The sequence below is a fragment of the Acinetobacter sp. YH16044 genome, assembly GCF_013417145.1.
GTDB classification, from domain to species: domain Bacteria; phylum Pseudomonadota; class Gammaproteobacteria; order Pseudomonadales; family Moraxellaceae; genus Acinetobacter; species Acinetobacter amyesii.
Genome location: NZ_VPEK01000017.1, coordinates 31,300 through 49,737 on the forward strand (window position 1 = coordinate 31,300; position 18,438 = coordinate 49,737).

Below are 18,438 nucleotides of genomic sequence, written 5' to 3' on the forward strand. Positions count from 1 at the left end.
ATTAACGAATCTGACTTAATTGAAGTGTTCGGAAAAGTTCAATACAAGCTTGAACATCTAACTCAACTCCATTCAGAGTTGATGCAATTTTCATGGGACTTAAAGCATTGCAGAAAAAAACACTCTGAAAATGCGTAATTTCATCCATATTGACGTGACGTTGAGTACATGCAATCTGATGCTGCTGCATCCGTTTTAAAATTTCTGCACGCATGACACCATGCACGCCATTATAACGAAGTTCGGGCGTAATCCATCCTTCATTTGTACGAATAAAACAATTACTGCTCACACCTTCGACAACTGTACCTTGCACATCCGTCACCAAAGCTTCCCCCCATGGGGTTTGATCCAACTCTGCTTTGAGCATGACTTGTTCTAATCGATTTAAGGACTTCAAGCCCACCAAACTTGGCATGGTTAACCCAATAGCTTGATGTAATACACCACTTTCGACAGTTTCGTACTCAAAATCTGCAACGGTTTTGGGGTAATAAAACACCCAAACATCTGCTGGGTGCTCAGGTAAACTATAGCCACGCTGACCAATACCACGACTCAACACAATTTTTAAAGTGCCATTGACGACATCTTGTTTACGTAACAATTTTAGAGTGTCTTCAATGAGGCTTAAATCTGCATTTAGCTTTAAACGTTCATTACTCAGTTTTAATCGTGCAATATGCAAAGCTAAAAGTTCTATTTGTCCTTGGCGAATACGTGCCGTGCTAAAACAGCCATCGCCATAGTGAAAGGCTCGATCAAGTAAATCAACTTGTTCTATTTGCTGCGCATTTTTAAAACACTGCATACGTCGTCATCCCAATTACATCTCTTTATTTTAAAAAATAATCGTTCAGCATATATTTCTTTTTTGTTCATATTAAATTCTTTTTTAATTATTTTTTCTGCATAAAAACTACAGATATTCTTGCCTCATCCAACAAAACATGTATAAAAATTGAGGACAACATGAATCTATCTAAATTAAAACTTGGAGTTTTGGCTGCATTCATTTCTGCCACAGCATTCAGTGCATCTGCCAAAGATTTCTTAAATGTGTCATATGATCCAACCCGTGAATTGTATGACAACTTCAATAAAGACTTTAGTGTTTACTGGAAAAAAACCACAGGCCAAGACATTAACTTTAAACAATCTCATGGTGGATCAGGTAAACAGGCTCGTGCAGTTATTGATGGTCTAGATGCCGATGTCGTCACTTTGGCCTTGGCTGCAGATATTGATGAAATTGCTGCACGTGGTTTAGTTGCAAAAGACTGGCAAAAGAAATTTCCGCAAAACTCAACGCCGTATACATCGACTATTGTGTTCTTAGTGCATAAAGGCAACCCGAAAGGCATCAAAGACTGGGGCGATTTATTTAAACAAGGTGTCGACATTATTACCCCGAACCCAAAAACATCGGGTGGTGCGCGTTGGAACTATCTAGCAGCGTGGGCTTGGGCCAAACATCAAGCAGGTGGTAATGATACAAAAGCCCAAGAATTTGTCCGTCAAATTTATAAGCAAACCAAAGTCCTCGACTCAGGCGCACGTGGTGCAACAACTACATTTGCTGAACGTGGTATTGGTGACGTGTTATTGGCTTGGGAAAATGAAGCACATTTGGCAGTTCGTGAACAGCCGGGTAAGTTTGAGATTGTGACCCCTTCACTTTCTATCTTGGCCGAGCCACCTGTTGCGATTGTAGAAAAAAATGCCAAGAAGGATGGCAATGAAAATTTAGCCAAAGCATATTTAAATTATCTGTACTCACCTGCAGGTCAAACCATTGCAGCACAGAACTATTATCGTCCACGTAATGCTGCGGTATTGGCAAAATATAAAAATGTTTTTAAACCTTTAAAATTAGTGACTATTGATAAAGAGTTTGGTGGTTGGAGCAAAGTGCAGAAAAAACATTTTGAAAATGGTGGTGTCTTTGATCAAATCGTGAAGATCAATAATTCAAAATAATGCTTTAAATACTGAAAAGCATCTTCCTTTCGAATAAGGTCGATGCTTTTTTTTCATAGACATGCCTTTTATCTTTTTTATTCATATAAAATTCGTTTTTAATTATTTTTTATGCATAAAGATTGGCGCTATTCTTCACCGATGTTACAGATAAAGTAAAAATTATTGAGGTTCACATGAGTATTTCCGCAAAGTTAAAATTGGGTGTTCTTGCTGCAGTCATTTCGACGGTTTCTTTTGGCGCAGCTGCGAAAGATTTTTTAAACGTATCTTACGACCCAACGCGTGAACTCTATGAAAGTGTGAATAAAGACTTCAGCAAATATTGGGAAAGCCGTACAGGTCAAAAAATTAATTTTAAACAATCTCATGGTGGTTCAGGCAAACAAGCGCGTGCAGTCATTGATGGCTTAGATGCCGATGTAGTGACTTTAGCACTTGCAGCGGATATTGATGTGATTGCAGAAAAAGCCAAACTTTTACCTGCAGATTGGCAAAAGAAACTTCCACAAAACTCAACACCATATACTTCAACCATTGTGTTCTTAGTCCGTAAAGGCAACCCAAAAGCAGTTAAAGATTGGGGCGATCTGGTTAAACCAGGCGTAGGTATTATTACCCCAAACCCGAAAACTTCAGGCGGTGCGCGTTGGAACTATCTAGCTGCATGGGCTTGGGCAAAACATCAAACGGGTGGTAATGATACAACGGCTCAAGAATTTGTCCGTAAGATTTATAAAAACACCAAAGTACTCGATTCAGGCGCACGTGGTTCGACTACGACCTTTGCTGAACGTGGCATTGGTGATGTATTACTAGCTTGGGAAAATGAAGCACATTTAGCGATTCGTGAACAACCGGGTAAGTTTGAAATTGTGACCCCTTCACTTTCAATTTTAGCTGAGCCACCTGTTGCTGTTCTTGAAAAAAATGCGGAGAAAAAAGGCAATCTTTATTTAGCCAAAGGTTATTTAAACTTCCTTTATTCACCACGTGGTCAGCAAATCGCAGCTCAGAATTTTTACCGTCCACGCAACGCTACAACGCTTGCACAATACGCATCAGTCTTTAAGCCACTTAAACTCGTAACCATTGATAAAGAATTTGGTGGTTGGGATAAAGTCCAAAAAGCACACTTTGAAAATGGCGGCGTGTTTGACCAAATCGTCAAAGCCAACAATGGAAAATAAGACCATTCATTGACTGAATCAGGAGAACTTGACATGACACATACAGTAATTGTCCCGGGTGTAGGCGGTAGTGAACACGCACATTGGCAATCTTGGTTACAACGTCAGCTCATGTCTAGCTCTCGTGTTCAGCAAAAAGACTGGAATCATCCTGTACTAAAAGACTGGATTAAACAATTCGTTCAAACCGTACGACCTTTACAGGGTGAAATTCAAATTGTGGCGCATAGCTTTGGTTGTTTAACCACGGTGGCAGCATTGGCATTGCATCCAGAACTCAATAAAAAAATCAAAAATTTAGTTTTGGTCGCACCAGCCAATCCAGCACGCTTTGGTGAAAACGGCTTTGCACGCGACAGTACAACGGATTACAAAGCATTTTTTCATCAGCTGAGTATTCGTGTGCCGACAACGATGTTGATTAGTGAAAATGATCCTTGGCTTGGCTTTGAAGATGCAAAACAACTTGCAGATGCTTGGAAGCTCTACCCTGTGAATATGGGCGCTGTAGGACACATTAATGTTGCATCAGGTTTTGGGCCGTTTCCTGAAATTTTCAATTACTTAATTTCAGAAAACCACATGAAATATATCAGCTTTACTGATGAAAACAAGTATTTATTTCAATTTGCTTTTTAAGTACTGAGCATTAAGCTTGTCGCAAAATCATTTATTCAATTTTGCTGACCTTTTAAGTCAGCTTTTCTCATTTTGAGGAGTCATCATGTCGCAGCGATCCCGAGTGCTGCCAGGATTTGGTCTTTCTCTAGGCTTTACCCTAGCGTATTTATCCTTAATTGTGCTCATTCCCCTTTCGGCCGTATTTATTAAATCTTTAGGTATCGGTTGGGATGGACTATGGGAGATTTTAAGCTCAGAACGTATTTTAAAATCGTTACAACTGAGTTTTAGTGCCGCCATTATTGCTGCGTTAGTCAATGTAGTTTTTGGTTTGCTCTTAGCATGGTGTTTGGTTCGTTATACCTTCCCGGGTAAACGTATTGTCGATGCTTTGGTTGATTTACCTTTTGCATTGCCAACTGCCGTTGCTGGTATTGCATTAACTTCGTTATATGCACCGACTGGTTGGATCGGTCAGTACCTTGAACCTATTGGCATTAAAGTCGCATATACCCCGATCGGTATTACCTTAGCCCTCATCTTTATTGGTATTCCGTTTGTGGTTCGTACTGTACAGCCTGTACTGAGCGACCTAGAAACTGAACTTGAAGAAGCAGCTTCGGCACTGGGCGCAAATCGCTTTCAGATCGTGACCAAAGTAATCTTACCTATTCTATTTCCTGCGCTGTTAACAGGTTTTGCTTTGGCCTTTGCACGCGGTGTGGGTGAATATGGTTCGGTGATTTTTATCGCAGGTAACCAACCCTTCAAAACTGAAATTGCCCCATTGATGATCATCTCTCGCCTTGAAGAATATGATTATGCAGGCGCGACCACGATTGCAGTTGTGATGCTGGTCATTTCTTTTGCCATTTTATTCTTAATTAACTTGGTTCAAGCATGGGCAAGTCGCCGTACAGGGAGAACTGCACGATGAATACGAATAGTAATGCGCTTGCGGAAAAATTACAGTCGCGTGATGCTACGCGTGAACCAACATGGGTACGCTATACACTGATAGTGATTGCATTGATTTTCTTTGCGAGCTGCCTGATTTTGCCCTTGATTTTGGTTTTCGTTGAAGCCTTTAAACAAGGTGTTGGCGTTTACTTCCAAGCACTGGTTCATCCAGACACATTATCAGCAGTGAAACTGACCTTACTAACAGCTGTGATTGCCGTACCGCTAAACGTGGTCTTTGGCGTAGCTGCGGCATGGTGTGTTGCCAAGTTTAATTTCCGTGGTAAATCTATTTTAACCACGATTATTGATATGCCATTTTCAGTCTCTCCAGTCATTGCAGGCTTAATGTTGGTATTGATTTTTGGTACTCAAGGTTGGTTAGGCGGCTGGCTGATGGATAACGACATCAAAATTTTATATGCCGTTCCAGCCATTGTCCTTGCCACTGTGTTTATTACCGTTCCTTTTGTGGCACGTGAGTTGATTCCATTAATGGAAGCTCAAGGGACTGAGGAAGAAGAAGCAGCTATCGTATTGGGTGCTTCAGGTTGGCAGACCTTCTGGAAAGTGACACTTCCAAATATCAAATGGGGCTTAATCTACGGCGTGATTCTATGTAATGCACGTGCAATGGGTGAGTTTGGTGCTGTTTCTGTGGTTTCAGGTCACATTCGCGGCGAAACCAACACCTTACCGCTACATGTAGAAATCCTTTATAACGAATATACCTTTAGTGCTGCTTTTGCTGTGTCTTCACTATTAGCGCTCTTGGCGATTGTCACCCTGATTTTAAAAACATGGGTTGAACTACGTCAGGAACGACAAGACAAGCGTAAAGAAGATTCACAAGTTTCTTAAGGAATGACCTCATGAGTATTCAAGTAAAAAATATTGAAAAACACTTTGGTGCATTCCATGCACTTAAAAATATCTCTTTAGATTTCCCTGATGGTCAGCTCGTTGCGCTGCTTGGCCCATCAGGCTGTGGTAAAACTACCCTATTGCGTATCATTGCAGGACTTGAATCTGCCGATGGCGGTCAAGTCATTCTAGAAGGTGAAGATGCCACTAAAGTTCATGTCCGTGAACGTGAAGTTGGTTTTGTATTCCAACATTATGCACTGTTCCGTCATATGACCGTATTTGACAACATTGCTTTTGGTTTACGTGTACGCCCACGTGCAACACGCCCATCTGAAGCCGAGATCAAAAAGCGGGTTACTCGTTTGCTTGATCTTGTTCAGCTTGGTTTCTTGGCTGACCGTTACCCTGCTCAACTTTCAGGTGGTCAACGTCAACGTATTGCACTAGCACGTGCTTTAGCGGTTGAACCGCGTGTGTTATTACTGGATGAACCTTTTGGTGCATTGGATGCCAAAGTTCGTAAAGAATTACGCCGCTGGTTACGTACCTTGCATGACGAACTCCACATCACCTCTATTTTCGTGACCCATGACCAAGAAGAAGCGCTTGAAGTGGCCGATCAAATCATTGTGATGAATAAAGGCAACGTAGAACAGATTGGCTCGCCGCGTGAAGTTTATGAAAAACCTGCAACACCGTTTGTATTTGACTTTTTAGGTCAAGCCAACCGTTTTGAAGGTCAAAATAGCAATGGCCTTTTTCAAATTGGTGAAGACCGAATTTTGTTGCCACAAAATGCCAATGCACCGCAAGGCAATGTCATTGCCTTTGCTCGTCCGGATGAACTGCGTATTCATGCACAGCCGCAAGAAAATGCCATCCAAGCGACTTTTGTACGTGAGCTTTGGATTGCAGGTAAAGTCATTGCTGAACTGCATGACCGCCAAGGCAATCTGATCGAAATTTCATTAACGGCTGATGAAGCGAAAGCACATCAATTCCGCCCAAATCAAACGGTATGGTTAAGTGCAACTAACTTGCATTTATTTGAAAACCAAGTTGCATAAAACAATAAGTTGGGGCCTTCACAAGCCCCACTTGCTTTTAAGGTAAAATAAAATTATGAATTTCCAACAATTAAGAATTATTCGAGAAACAGTACGTCAGAATTTTAATTTAACAGAAGCGTCTGCTGCACTTTACACCTCGCAGTCTGGCGTGAGTAAACACATCAAAGATCTAGAAGATGAACTTGGTGTACAGCTGTTTATCCGTAAAGGTAAACGTCTACTCGGTTTAACCGAACCAGGCCAGTCATTATTGGGTATCGTTGAACGCATGCTCGTAGATGCAGATAATATTAAACGTCTGGCAGATGACTTCAACAAAGTAGATGAAGGGACATTGACGATTGCGACCACACATACGCAAGCACGTTATGTCTTGCCGCCGATTGTGAACCAATTTAAAAAAGAATTTCCAAAAGTTCATCTAATTTTGCAACAAGCAAGCCCTGTTGAAATTACAGAAATGCTCCTTCAAGGTGAAGCGGATATCGGGATCGCAACCGAATCATTAACCAATGAAGATAACCTGGCAAGCGTGCCTTACTACAACTGGCAACACAGCATCATTACGCCTAAAGAGCACCCACTGACCCAAAAATCAAATATCACCATTGAAGATTTATCGAACTATCCAATTATTACCTATCACGGTGGTTTTACAGGTCGTTCAAAAATTGATAAAGCCTTTGAAGATTCAGGCTTTGATGTTGATATCGTGATGTCCGCACTTGATGCAGACGTTATTAAAACCTATGTTGAACTTAATATGGGAGTGGGTATTGTCAACGATGTAGCATATGACCCAGAACGTGATTACCGTTTAAAACAAATTCCTACCGATATTTTTGGTGTTAATACCACTTGGATTGCTGTTCGCAAAGGACATTTACTACGCGGTTATGGCTATGAGTTTATTTCTTTATGTTCACCAGATGCTGACATCAAAGCGTTGAAAAAAGTCGCTTACCCAGAAGAATGATAGGCCAATTGACGAATTAAAGAGGACACCTACTGTCCTCTTTTTTTGGTAAACACATATTTTATCTAAGTTTTCTTGGCTTTATTTTTAATTTTGATTAAAATACATCCAACACAATAAAAATTAAAACCTTATTACTTCCGACCCATATTTATGAAAAATCAATTCGTCGCAGTGGCAGTCGGTATCGTCTGCCCCATACAGATCATGTATGCAGCAGGAATAGAAAACTCAGATCAATCGATCTCGGCCTTTCTTGAGCCTGGAAATTATACTGAAGCCAGTTTCGCCTTCGTCGATCCTCAAGTGGGCGGCAAAGTTCAAAACCAAGGTTTAATTAGTGAACTAGGCGTAACTGATTTTTCTACAGGGAATCTCGCCCATCAACAATTTTCTGGGAAATTTGCACTTAAAATTCAACCGCATGAAAATATTTCTGCGGGGGTGATTTATGAGCAACCTTTTCATACTGATATCAATTATCAATATAGTCCTCGCTTACCAGATAGCTCAAATATCGATATTGAAAGCGCCGATATTAACTTTAGAACGCATAACTTAACTGGACTGGTGGGCTATCAACCCAATAAAAATTGGAATATTTATAGTGGTTTAAGCCTACAAACATTTAAAGGTGATTTAAAAATTTCTGGGCAACAATATGCTGCTCTCAATGGCTACCATGCCGATTTTAAACAAGATGAAGCGCTTGGTTGGCTGCTCGGTTTAAGCTATCAAATCCCTGAATATGCTATTAAAACTAGCCTAACCTATCGTTCAAAAATCAAACATGAAAATAAGACCTCTGAATCAACTTTATATTCAAATGGTCCTTTTCAATTAGTACTTGACACCCATACCTCTATTCAAACGCCACAAAGCGTTAATTTTGAATTTCAAACAGCTGTTAGCTCACATAATGCTGTATATGGCACAGTTCGGTGGATTAATTGGAAAGATTTCAACATTCAGCCACCGCAGTTTAATGCCGTGCTTCAGTACGCAGCACTCAATCCACAATACCATGATTTAGCGGATATCCAATTGGTGGAATATCAAAAAGATCAATGGTCAGGAAAGTTAGGGATTGCACATCAATTGAATCCAAGTTGGCTTACTGCAGCAGAATTTATTTGGGACAATGGTACTGGAAATGCTGCCTCTACTTTAAACCCAAGTGATGGCTATCAAGGTTTGGGTTTAGGTGTGATGCATAATTTTAATCCAAATAGTTTTTTAGCGACGGGGCTGTATTATTTGAAGCTATCAAAACCATCGAATACTGAAACATCTCATATTTCAGGTCTTGCAAGTGTCTCAGACAATGATGCCATGATCTATGGTCTGAAATTTGGTCACAGATTTTAAACGCTTTCTAAAAACAAAAAAAACGAGCCGAAGCTCGTTTTTTTATTTCAGTAATAACTTACCAATGGTAGCTCACACCTACTTTACCTACTGGAAGCCATTCGTATTTGTCATCTTGTTCGATGCTACGTTCATGGTCAGCAAGTAATTCGCGGTCAGCAGCAGTACCACCAACAGCCGTTAATTTTGCAGTTGGGTTACCAGTGTAATAAGCACCTACTTCACCGAATACGCCCCAGTTTTTATTTAATTTTGGTGCAAAACCAAGACCTAGGTATGGTGCGATATCGTTATCGTAAGACACTTTACCGTTTAGGCGTTCGAAAGAAGTTTCTTTACCATCAATTTCGATTTCACCGCTTTTCGCTGTAGATTTCAAACCATATTCAGTGTCGATATAACCTACACCCGCAGCAACATAAAGACCTTGAGCCCATGGATTAGCACTTGCACCCCAAGGACGAACTTCTGCATTTAAATAACCAACTTTGTTATCCATATCCATGTCGTATTTTACGCCATCGACAGATAAGTCATCAGACCATGAAATATCACCACCGTTATAACCTAATGCAAGGCCGACGTATGGGTTCGCGGTCCAAAGTAACGCACCACCATAACCAGTCGTACCCACTTCTAGACGAGCGCCAGTTGGGATAAGTTGGTTTTGATCAAATGCATAGCCATCATGAACTACAGAGGTATCTGCCATTGCAGTACCTGCAGCAGTAAGTAGAGCAGCTACCGTTAATAAACGTAATGATTTCATGTGTTTCTCCTCAAAATAAACTGTTATTCAGATTTTACAGACTTGTTATATGGCACATGTTAAAAGGAAACACAGCTCAACTTTTATGCAAATTTACTGATTTTTTGTTAACTTTTGATACATTTAGATTTTAATATTGATTAATAAAGAGTTTTTGTTTCATTTTTTTAAATATAATAATGATGTTAAGGAACAATTCTGTATATTTTGCGTATTTTTTATACAAACCTTATGAAAATGCTAAATTCATCACTCTTAATTTCTTGGTTATAGTGCTTGCTTAATAATTAATTCCGATCCTAGGCCGATTTACCATCTATTTTTGACTCGATTTAGTGTAAAATCTTGGAAAATTTTTTTCTGGATGGAAGAACATGTCTCAGCTTTCAACAATCATTGAACAAGCGTTTGAAGACCGTGCTAATTTCACTGCAGCTGACTGTCCTGCTGAAGTACGTGCAGCAGTAGAAGAAGTGATCGCTGGCCTAGATAACGGTACATTACGTGTTGCTGAAAAAATTGATGGTGAATGGATTGTTCATCAATGGGTGAAAAAAGCCGTTTTGCTTTCATTCAAATTGAACGACAACAAACCAATGGAAGCTTGTGACTTACGCTTCTATGACAAAGTTGATACTAAGTTCTCTGACTGGACTGAAGAACAATTTAAAGCTGCTGGTGTACGTGTAGTACCACCTGCTGTAGCACGTAAAGGTTCTTTCCAAGCGAAAAATGTTGTATTGATGCCTTCATATGTCAATATTGGTGCATATGTTGACGAAGGTACAATGGTTGATACATGGGCAACTGTTGGTTCATGTGCTCAAATTGGTAAAAACGTTCACTTATCAGGTGGCGTTGGTATTGGTGGCGTTCTTGAACCACTTCAAGCAAACCCAACAATCATTGAAGACAACTGCTTTATCGGTGCGCGTTCTGAAATCGTTGAAGGTGTGATCGTAGAAGAAGGTTCTGTGATTTCAATGGGCGTATTCATTGGTCAATCGACTAAGATTTATGACCGTGAAACTGGCGAAATCCATTACGGCCGTGTTCCTGCAGGTTCTGTTGTTGTTTCTGGCAGCTTGCCGTCTAAATGTGGTAAATACAGCCTATATGCTGCTGTAATCGTGAAAAAAGTTGACGCGAAAACTCGTGCGAAAACAAGCTTGAACGAATTATTACGCGAAGACTAAGTCTTTATTTCAGCGGAGCATTCGTGTTCCGTGGAGCTTCTATCGCTCCTCGTCTCTACGGTTAGCAATGATCGTAGAGATTTTTTGTTTTTTTATATCTGGTTAATTTTGTTATGAGTACCCTTCGATCTTCCGCTATTCCTGTTTCTGATCCGTCTGCGGGTTTACGTATTACGGAGATTTTTTATTCATTGCAAGGTGAAGCCAATACCGCAGGTTTGCCTACGGTCTTTATCCGTTTGACGGGCTGTCCGTTACGTTGCACTTATTGTGATACAACCTATTCGTTTGAAGGCGGTGAACGCCAATCATTAGAAGAAATTATTCAAACTACTTTAGATTTTAAAACCCCTTATATTTGCGTGACGGGTGGTGAGCCGCTTGCTCAACCGAACGCCCTTCCCCTTATGACTCGTCTGGCCGATTTAGGCTGCGAAGTCTCTTTAGAAACCAGCGGTGCTTTAGATGTGTCTAAAGTTGACCCACGTGTTTCAAAGGTTATGGATTTAAAAACCCCGACATCGGGTGAAGTTGCACGAAACTTGCTTAGCAACTTCGACCATTTAACAGCGCATGATCAGATCAAATTTGTAATTTGTAATCGTGAAGACTATGAATGGTCAAAACAGCAAGTTGAGCGCTATCAGCTAAACGAAAAAGTTAGCACCATTTGGTTCTCTCCGGCCTTTGCCATTGAAAAAGGTGCTGTTCGTTTGCCTCAGCTTGCACGTGATTTAGCACAATGGATTTTAGAAGACCATCTCCCTGTTCGCTTCCAATTGCAATTACATAAATTGCTTTGGAACGATGAAACTGGTCGTTAAGTTTTAAAGAATTATTTGGAGTAATGCATATGCGCCCTCGTGCCATAGTTTTATTGTCTGGCGGCTTAGACTCAACCACTTGTTTAGCTTGGGCTCAAGCACGTTATGAATGTATTGCCTTAAGTTTTATGTATGGTCAACGTTCTACGACAGAACTGGATGCTGCTCGTGAGTTAACTGAGCAGGCTGGTGTAGAACATCGTGTCATTAATATCGATTTAGGTAACTTAGGTGGCTCTGCGTTAACTGACCATAGCATTGAAGTTCCTGATCATGAACAAGCCGGTATTCCTGTAACTTATGTACCAGCTCGTAACACGATTTTCTTGTCATATGCTTTAGCTGCGGCGGAAGTTTTTGGTGCAGAAGCGATTGTCATTGGTATTAATGCAGTTGATTACTCAGGCTATCCAGACTGTCGTCCAGAGTTTATCGAAGCATTTGCCAACATGGCTCGCCTTGCAACAAAGGTTGGCGTTGAAGGAAAACCACTTAAATTTGAAACACCTCTGTTACATTTATCCAAAGCAAATATCATTCGCTTAGGTATAGAACATGGCGTAGACTACAGTCAAACGGTGTCTTGCTATCAAGCAGATGACCAAGGTCGTGCTTGCGGTAAATGCGATAGCTGCCGTCTTCGTAAACAAGGTTTCGTTGACGCAGGTGTTGAAGATCCGACACGTTACATACCGAAATAACAAGGTAGGGTTTATGAAAAATTTAAAATCAAACATTATTCTTTCTGCTGCTTTCTCTGCGGCTGCATTGTTTGCTTCAGTTGCACACGCTGACAACGACAAGCTTCAACAAGCATATAAGAGCACTAACGTAAAATCTTCGTTAATTAATGTTTGTAAAGAAGAAACTGGCAAAGGTAAAAAACTAACTGCCGCTGAAGTTAGCAAATACTGTACTTGTGCTGTTGAAGCAGATGGTCGTTTAACCAATGCTCAAAAATGGGAAATCCAAAGCACAATCAACCAGAAGAAAAGCCCTGCAACACTCGCTTTTGTTCAAAAACAAAATAAAGACCTTCAAGCATGTTTCGGTCCTCAGTTAACAGGTAAATTAAAAAATTTAACTGAAGAAGCAATGAAATCTGCTCAAGCGAAAAAATAATTTTCGTTTTAAAAAAGCCTGCAAATGCAGGCTTTTTTATTGCTTTAAGTTCAAAGTAAATTCTGTATGATGGTCATATTTCACATACTTTGTTTAAGCCCATTTAGGGATAAGACATGAAAAAGGAAATCTTCATGACTGAAATTAGCTTACCAAATCAAACCTTCCCAACCACCTCAGGTGAAGTCAACCTTGCAGAACTAAACAATGACTGGCTGATTGTTTACTTCTACCCTAAAGATTCAACACCGGGTTGCACAACGCAAGCTATAGGGTTTTCATGCTTAAAAGATCAGTTTGATGCGCTTAATACACCAATCTACGGTATTTCTCGTGACTCGGTTAAAGCCCATCAAAACTTCACTGAAAAGCAAAATCTAAGCATTGATTTAATCAGTGATAAAGAAGAAGTGCTATGTCAGCATTTCGATGTAATTAAAGAAAAAAATATGTATGGCAAAAAGGTCATGGGCATCGAACGCTCAACCTTTATTTTCCATCATGGCAAGCTGGTGAAAGAATATCGTAAAGTCAAAGCTGCAGGCCATGCAGAACAAGTCCTAGAAGATTTAAAAGCATTACAAGCAGCATAAAAGTAATGATTTGAGCCTGCTCCTTTAGGAATGGGCTCAAACTTAATAAGAAGCTTCTAACTAGAGCAATAATGAGGCTGCAATTCCCCACATCACAACGCCAATAATAAAATCTAAAACTTTCCATGCCTTTGCACTTTGGAAGAGCGGTAATAAATAGCGCGCACCAAATCCGAGGACAAAGAAAAATACCCATGAGGCTGTGATTGCCCCAGTCGCAAAATAGACTGCGGTCGAGTCAAACTTCGTGGAAATAGATCCAATCAGCACAACCGTATCGAGATACACATGTGGATTCAACCACGTTAAAGCCAAGCAGATCAGTACCAGTTTCAATAATTTGGTTTCATTCTTTTCACTGGGCGCTAAACTGCTCGAAGTTTTAAAGGCTTGCAGAAAATGCTGTGCTCCATAAACTGCTAAAAACGTTGCGCCCAAATATTTCGCTCCACTCACAATTTCCGGATGACTTTCAACCAATTGGGAGAATCCGAGCACTCCTAATAAGATGAGTATCGAATCAGAAGCAGCACAAATAGCGCAGAGCCAAAAGACATACTGCTTTTTTAACCCCTGCTTGAGAATAAACGCATTTTGCGCACCAATCGCGATAATTAGGCTAAATCCAATTGCGAGCCCTTGCATATAACTGTGCAACATTTTTAACAACACTTTCAAAGCTTTAAATGAATCTTGCTATTATCCAAGCTTATTGCTAAAAATAAGTATTTATAAATAAATATCAATATAACTAAGTTTTTCTTAGTTTATAGAATTTCTAATGCTCATAGGTGACTCATGTTACAAAGCAAACATAGTGAAGCATTTCTTGCGGTTGCAGAAACAGGAAGCTTTGAACAAGCAGCACTGCGTTTAAACATTACGGCATCTGCGGTCACGCTCAGGTTACAAACCCTAGAAAAGAAATTAGGTCATGTGCTCATTGTACGTGAACGACCCTGCCGCCCAACGCTTGCGGGCCAATCTTTATTGCATTATCTACAACACAGCAAATTACTAGAACATAATTTTCTGCAAAATCTAACAGGACAAACGGCGAATGCGTTTTATCAAGTCAATATTGCAACCAATGCTGACTCACTTGCGACATGGCTGCTTCCGCTACTCAAAGATCTCTTAATTGAAGAAAAAATCGTGATTCATTTTCAGGTCGATGATCAGTCACAAACACATCATTTATTAGAAGCAGGACTAGTCAATGCCTGTGTCACAACAGAATCGGAAGCCATGAAAGGCTGCGTTGCAGAATATCTGGGTGAAATGCATTATCGCTTTGCAGCAACCCCTGATTTTATCCAAAGATGGTTCGGTCAAGGCGTGACGCGAAATGCGTTAAGGGCTGCGCCTGCACTGATTTTTAATGAGAAAGATGACCTACATACGCAATCGATTCAGAAAAATTTCGGACTCAATCCTTCACAATATCCACATCATTTCATTCCCTCTTCAACGGCATTTTTTGATGCCATTACGATGGGCTTGGGCTATGGATGGTTACCCGACTATCAAAGCAAAGACTTATTGGCAGAGGGAAAATTGATAGAGCTTTCAACAGAACTCAGTATTGATTTAGCCTTGTATTGGCATCACTGGAACCAACAATCTGTTCAATTACAAAAATTGACTGCTGTTGTGCTACAACATGCCAAAGATCATATGTGTTAAACCCTGTAAGACTGCGGTTATTCAAGCCGCCATTGGCCTTTGAGCTGTATCAATACTTGCTCACCAACACCACCCAGTGCTTTACGCATACCAAAATCACTACGCTTAATGGTTGCTAAAGATTGAACATTCAACACTTTTGGATTTTGCGGATTTGGGGTGAGTGTGGTATCGAAGATCACAGGTTTAGTGATACCACGAATGGTGAGATCCCCTCGAATCATATACTTCGCATATGCCACTGGTTCGATTTGTTTACTGACAAACTTCACTTGCTTAAATTCAGCAGCATCAAAATATTCGCTCCCCAAGATTAATCCTTTCAAGCTTGGGTTACTAAAACTGATGCTATCCACATCTAACACTAAATGCGCTGAACCTTTATGCGGAATTTCAGGATCAAATTTTAGGTTCGACTGAACCTTATTAAAGCGCCCTTCTACAATAGACAGCCCCACAGATTTAATGCCAAAAGTGACCTGACTATTAGGCGTTAGCGTCCACTCAGCAGCATGTAGGGGCAATACGCAGCATAAAGCGAAGGCTCCCATATATTTTGCTAAGGTTCCGTGACGCAAATTCATGTTTTTCTCCTGAATAAAACACAACCTAAAATCACAACAATGTTTATTTTTTGCTCCATTGTAGTGCTAGAAATTTTAGCGTTTTTTTATAGCAGATTTGTTTTATCCTGAGTCATAAATTTGTGTTGAAGTTGTTTATAAATGTCTGTCTGTTGAAATTTTTGCAAAAATTCGACGGTACCTTGAGGAAAAGCATCTCTTTCAATTTCACCACGAAAATACGCTTCACGTACTGGTGTCGCAGAAATCGCCCCTTCTAGACTATCCAGCTCAACCATTTTCCACTCGGGGAAGAATTTTAAATAATAAGAAGAATCATCTTTAAAATGCCCGATCAAACCGACTTTTGCATTCGTTTCAATTACATCATTCACCAAAGATTTGACTAACTTTTGCCATTTTTCATCGTTATATACATCTATCACATGCACAAACTTGATTCGCTTCTGATCTTGCTCTGAAAAATTCGACAGGATCATCTGCTCACGTTCTACAGCCAAAAATGGATTTTTGATATTACGTTCATTTTGCGCCGAACCCAGTGCTAAAAGCACATATTGACTTTGTTGTAAGGCAATTTTAATGGTTTGCAAATGCGCTAAATGGAACGGCTGAAAACGCCCAATGAAAACCAAATAATCAAATGTATATTTCATATCAAATCAAACTTTTTATGAACTGAGCAGTTGTGCCACAGGCTGAAATATGCGACATAATGTCGAGCATAAAATCAAAACGAAACTTTTACGCAAGGATAGTACGATGACACTGAGCTGTATTCAACAACCCCATGAACATTTGAATGCGAATTTGGACAATGGCGTACTGACCTTAGCCATTAACCGACCTCAGGCGAAGAACGCGCTGTATACAGAATTATATCTGTGGATTGCAAAAGCATTAGATGAAGCTGATCAAGATACTTCAGTGCGTGTAGTAGTACTCCGTGGTCAAGATGCAGACTTCAGTGCGGGCAATGACATGCAAGATTTTATGAAATCTGCTGCTCAAAAAGGACAAGCTCCAGCTTCAGAAGGCGCACCTTTTATTTTGTTAAAATCTGCTGCTCAATTTTCTAAGCCGCTGATTGCTGCGGTTCGTGGTGTTGCCATTGGGATTGGTGTTACGATTCTGCTTCATTGCGATCTAGTCTACAGCGACAATACTGCCCTATTCCAAATTCCGTTTGTGAGCCTTGGTCTATCGCCTGAAGGTGCATCGAGCAAGCTATTGGTTCAACAAGCCGGCTACCATAAAGCGGCGGAATTACTGTTAACTGCTCAGAAGTTTGATAGTGCGACAGCGCTTTCAGCAAATTTGGTCAATAGCATTGAAGAAGATGCTTATGCGACAGCTGCGAAAAAAGCAGCACAGTTATCTGCACTTCCACTAGCATCTTTGGTTCAATCAAAAGCATTAATGAAACATAATGTAGATGAAATCGTGGCATGGATTGACCATGAAGCTGAAATTTTCATGGATCGAGTAGGCTCTCCAGAAATGATGGAAGCTGTTGCAGCCTTTATGCAAAAACGCAAACCTGACTTCTCTCAGTTCAATTAATGTTTTAATGGAACTAAAAAACCACTCATATTTGGGTGGTTTTTTTCATCTCAGCCCCAATCTATTTTCTAAATTAAAAAACTGGATGTTTCCACATGACTGCAGTATCACAAACTGAAACTAAACCTGAAAAGAAACGCTACTACGAGCCTGCGCCTGAAGGCATCGATATCGAGAATTTTAAAAAAGTTGTACAAAGCCGTCGTTCTGTACGTAAGTTTACCGACAAGGCCATTCCAAACGACGTTTTAGATGAATGCTTAGACCTCGCCTTGCTTGCACCGAATTCATCGAATTTACAGCCTTGGACATTCTATGTCGTTCAGAATCCCGCAAAGAAAAAACAATTGGTGAAAGCTTGCTTAGGGCAACTTGCGGCAAAAACTGCTGCTGAATTGATTGTCTGTGTCGCGCGTACCGACCGTGTAGATGAAATGGCTAAACGTAATATTTCCGAATTTCCATTCCCTGAAGCACCTGCAGCTGTGCAGAAGTATTACAAGTTCATTCCTTATAACTATAAAACTGGTTACTTCAACGCACTAGGTAACTTTAAGAAAGTAGCTTTCAAAGTTGCACGTACACTGGATAAACAGTTGCCTGTGACGGCGTTTAATGAAGCAGATGCGAAACTTTGGGCGAGCAAAACCACAGCATTGGCTTGTGAAAACTTAGTTTTGGCTTTACGTGCCTATGGTTTTGACAGTTGTATGATGGAAGGTTTTGATGAACCTTTGGTGAAGAAGATTTTAAGATTAAATGCTCAGCAATACCCAGTGATGGTGATTGGTGCAGGTGAACGTGCTAAAGATGGTGTGTTCTTCCCGCAGTATCGTTTTGATCGTGATTTATTTATTCAGAAGGTTTAACTTGCTTTCAATTGAATACTCACAACCTCAATTAGCTACGTGACTTTAGTGTATAACGCGTAGGTATTACGTTACTTTGAAGGATCAAAGTAACCAAAATCCCTTGTTAGACAGAAGATTCATCCTTGAATCTCTGTCTAACGGGTGACATCCATGTCACCCTTCGTGTATCTACTTTTTTCTATAACTTAAAAATTTAA

Annotated in this window: 21 protein-coding genes; 16 read left to right on the forward strand and 5 right to left on the reverse strand. The window is 40.3% G+C overall.

All coding sequences use genetic code 11. The features are described 5' to 3' along the window. Position 1: 1 nt before the first annotated feature. Entirely contained in the window at positions 2-811 is an 810-nt protein-coding gene (gene pabC / locus FTV38_RS11040; protein WP_180022489.1) for an aminodeoxychorismate lyase, read from the reverse strand. Positions 812-972: 161 nt separating this feature from the next. Here pabC and FTV38_RS11045 point away from each other — a divergent pair, with 161 nt between their 5' ends. From FTV38_RS11045 to FTV38_RS11080, 8 genes are all read left to right on the forward strand, one after another. Next, positions 973-1,980, forward strand: a complete 1,008-nt coding sequence (locus tag FTV38_RS11045; protein WP_180022490.1) for a sulfate ABC transporter substrate-binding protein — start codon at positions 973-975, stop codon at positions 1,978-1,980. Positions 1,981-2,156: 176 nt separating this feature from the next. Beyond that, entirely contained in the window at positions 2,157-3,170 is a 1,014-nt protein-coding gene (locus FTV38_RS11050; RefSeq protein ID WP_180022491.1) for a sulfate ABC transporter substrate-binding protein, read from the forward strand. A 33-nt stretch (positions 3,171-3,203) separates the two neighbouring features. Beyond that, a complete protein-coding gene (locus tag FTV38_RS11055; protein ID WP_180022492.1) occupies positions 3,204-3,809 on the forward strand; it encodes an alpha/beta hydrolase in 606 nt (201 codons plus the stop codon). 85 nt (positions 3,810-3,894) lie between these two features. Continuing rightward, the gene (gene cysT / locus FTV38_RS11060) at positions 3,895-4,728 is read left to right on the forward strand and encodes a sulfate ABC transporter permease subunit CysT (protein ID WP_078190342.1); all 834 of its coding nucleotides are present in this window, start codon (positions 3,895-3,897) and stop codon (positions 4,726-4,728) included. Beyond that, positions 4,725-5,612, forward strand: a complete 888-nt coding sequence (gene cysW / locus FTV38_RS11065; protein ID WP_180022493.1) for a sulfate ABC transporter permease subunit CysW — start codon at positions 4,725-4,727, stop codon at positions 5,610-5,612. Before cysT ends, cysW begins: the two co-directional genes overlap by 4 nt. Positions 5,613-5,623: 11 nt before the next feature. Then, entirely contained in the window at positions 5,624-6,685 is a 1,062-nt protein-coding gene (locus tag FTV38_RS11070; RefSeq protein WP_180007626.1) for a sulfate/molybdate ABC transporter ATP-binding protein, read from the forward strand. A 55-nt stretch (positions 6,686-6,740) separates the two neighbouring features. Further along, positions 6,741-7,664 carry a CysB family HTH-type transcriptional regulator gene (locus FTV38_RS11075; RefSeq protein ID WP_180022494.1) on the forward strand — a complete coding sequence of 308 codons (924 nt, stop codon included), beginning with the start codon at positions 6,741-6,743 and terminating at the stop codon, positions 7,662-7,664. A 153-nt stretch (positions 7,665-7,817) separates the two neighbouring features. Then, entirely contained in the window at positions 7,818-9,032 is a 1,215-nt protein-coding gene (locus tag FTV38_RS11080) for an OmpP1/FadL family transporter (protein ID WP_180022495.1), read from the forward strand. Between the two features lie 58 nt (positions 9,033-9,090). Here FTV38_RS11080 and carO read toward each other — a convergent pair whose 3' ends face one another. Further along, positions 9,091-9,801 carry an ornithine uptake porin CarO gene (carO, locus tag FTV38_RS11085; protein ID WP_078190346.1) on the reverse strand — a complete coding sequence of 237 codons (711 nt, stop codon included), beginning with the start codon at positions 9,799-9,801 and terminating at the stop codon, positions 9,091-9,093. Between the two features lie 374 nt (positions 9,802-10,175). On the opposite strand from carO, the gene dapD reads away from it, so the two are divergent. The 5 genes from dapD to FTV38_RS11110 all read left to right on the forward strand — a co-directional run bounded on the left by dapD (position 10,176) and on the right by FTV38_RS11110 (position 13,536). Further along, complete coding sequence (dapD, locus tag FTV38_RS11090) at positions 10,176-10,997, forward strand: 2,3,4,5-tetrahydropyridine-2,6-dicarboxylate N-succinyltransferase (protein ID WP_078190347.1); 822 nt, start codon at positions 10,176-10,178, stop codon at positions 10,995-10,997. A 113-nt stretch (positions 10,998-11,110) separates the two neighbouring features. Continuing rightward, a complete protein-coding gene (queE, locus tag FTV38_RS11095; RefSeq protein WP_180022496.1) occupies positions 11,111-11,821 on the forward strand; it encodes a 7-carboxy-7-deazaguanine synthase QueE in 711 nt (236 codons plus the stop codon). Between the two features lie 29 nt (positions 11,822-11,850). Then, positions 11,851-12,522, forward strand: a complete 672-nt coding sequence (gene queC / locus FTV38_RS11100) for a 7-cyano-7-deazaguanine synthase QueC (RefSeq protein ID WP_180022497.1) — start codon at positions 11,851-11,853, stop codon at positions 12,520-12,522. Between the two features lie 13 nt (positions 12,523-12,535). After that, positions 12,536-12,943 (forward strand): hypothetical protein, encoded by a 408-nt coding sequence (locus tag FTV38_RS11105; RefSeq protein ID WP_078192024.1) that lies wholly within the window; start codon positions 12,536-12,538, stop codon positions 12,941-12,943. A 134-nt stretch (positions 12,944-13,077) separates the two neighbouring features. Then, positions 13,078-13,536 (forward strand): peroxiredoxin, encoded by a 459-nt coding sequence (locus FTV38_RS11110; RefSeq protein ID WP_111883962.1) that lies wholly within the window; start codon positions 13,078-13,080, stop codon positions 13,534-13,536. 60 nt (positions 13,537-13,596) lie between these two features. On the opposite strand, the gene FTV38_RS11115 is transcribed toward FTV38_RS11110, so the two are convergent. Continuing rightward, a complete protein-coding gene (locus FTV38_RS11115) occupies positions 13,597-14,196 on the reverse strand; it encodes a LysE/ArgO family amino acid transporter (protein ID WP_180022498.1) in 600 nt (199 codons plus the stop codon). A gap of 138 nt (positions 14,197-14,334) precedes the next feature. Between FTV38_RS11115 and FTV38_RS11120 the strand changes: the two genes are divergently transcribed. Next, entirely contained in the window at positions 14,335-15,222 is an 888-nt protein-coding gene (locus FTV38_RS11120; protein ID WP_180022499.1) for a LysR family transcriptional regulator ArgP, read from the forward strand. Between the two features lie 17 nt (positions 15,223-15,239). Here FTV38_RS11120 and FTV38_RS11125 read toward each other — a convergent pair whose 3' ends face one another. Both FTV38_RS11125 and FTV38_RS11130 read right to left on the reverse strand, forming a co-directional pair. Next, positions 15,240-15,806 (reverse strand): YceI family protein, encoded by a 567-nt coding sequence (locus FTV38_RS11125; protein WP_180022500.1) that lies wholly within the window; start codon positions 15,804-15,806, stop codon positions 15,240-15,242. Positions 15,807-15,892: 86 nt separating this feature from the next. Next, on the reverse strand, positions 15,893-16,462 hold the full coding sequence (locus tag FTV38_RS11130; RefSeq protein WP_180022501.1) for a nicotinate-nicotinamide nucleotide adenylyltransferase: 570 nt from the start codon (positions 16,460-16,462) through the stop codon (positions 15,893-15,895). A gap of 106 nt (positions 16,463-16,568) precedes the next feature. Between FTV38_RS11130 and FTV38_RS11135 the strand changes: the two genes are divergently transcribed. Together FTV38_RS11135 and FTV38_RS11140 are read left to right on the forward strand one after the other, a co-directional pair. Next, complete coding sequence (locus tag FTV38_RS11135; RefSeq protein WP_078192396.1) at positions 16,569-17,369, forward strand: enoyl-CoA hydratase-related protein; 801 nt, start codon at positions 16,569-16,571, stop codon at positions 17,367-17,369. Positions 17,370-17,464: 95 nt separating this feature from the next. Next, positions 17,465-18,238, forward strand: coding sequence for a nitroreductase family protein (locus tag FTV38_RS11140; protein WP_180022502.1), 774 nt, complete (start codon positions 17,465-17,467; stop codon positions 18,236-18,238). The last annotated feature ends 200 nt before the right edge of the window (positions 18,239-18,438 follow it).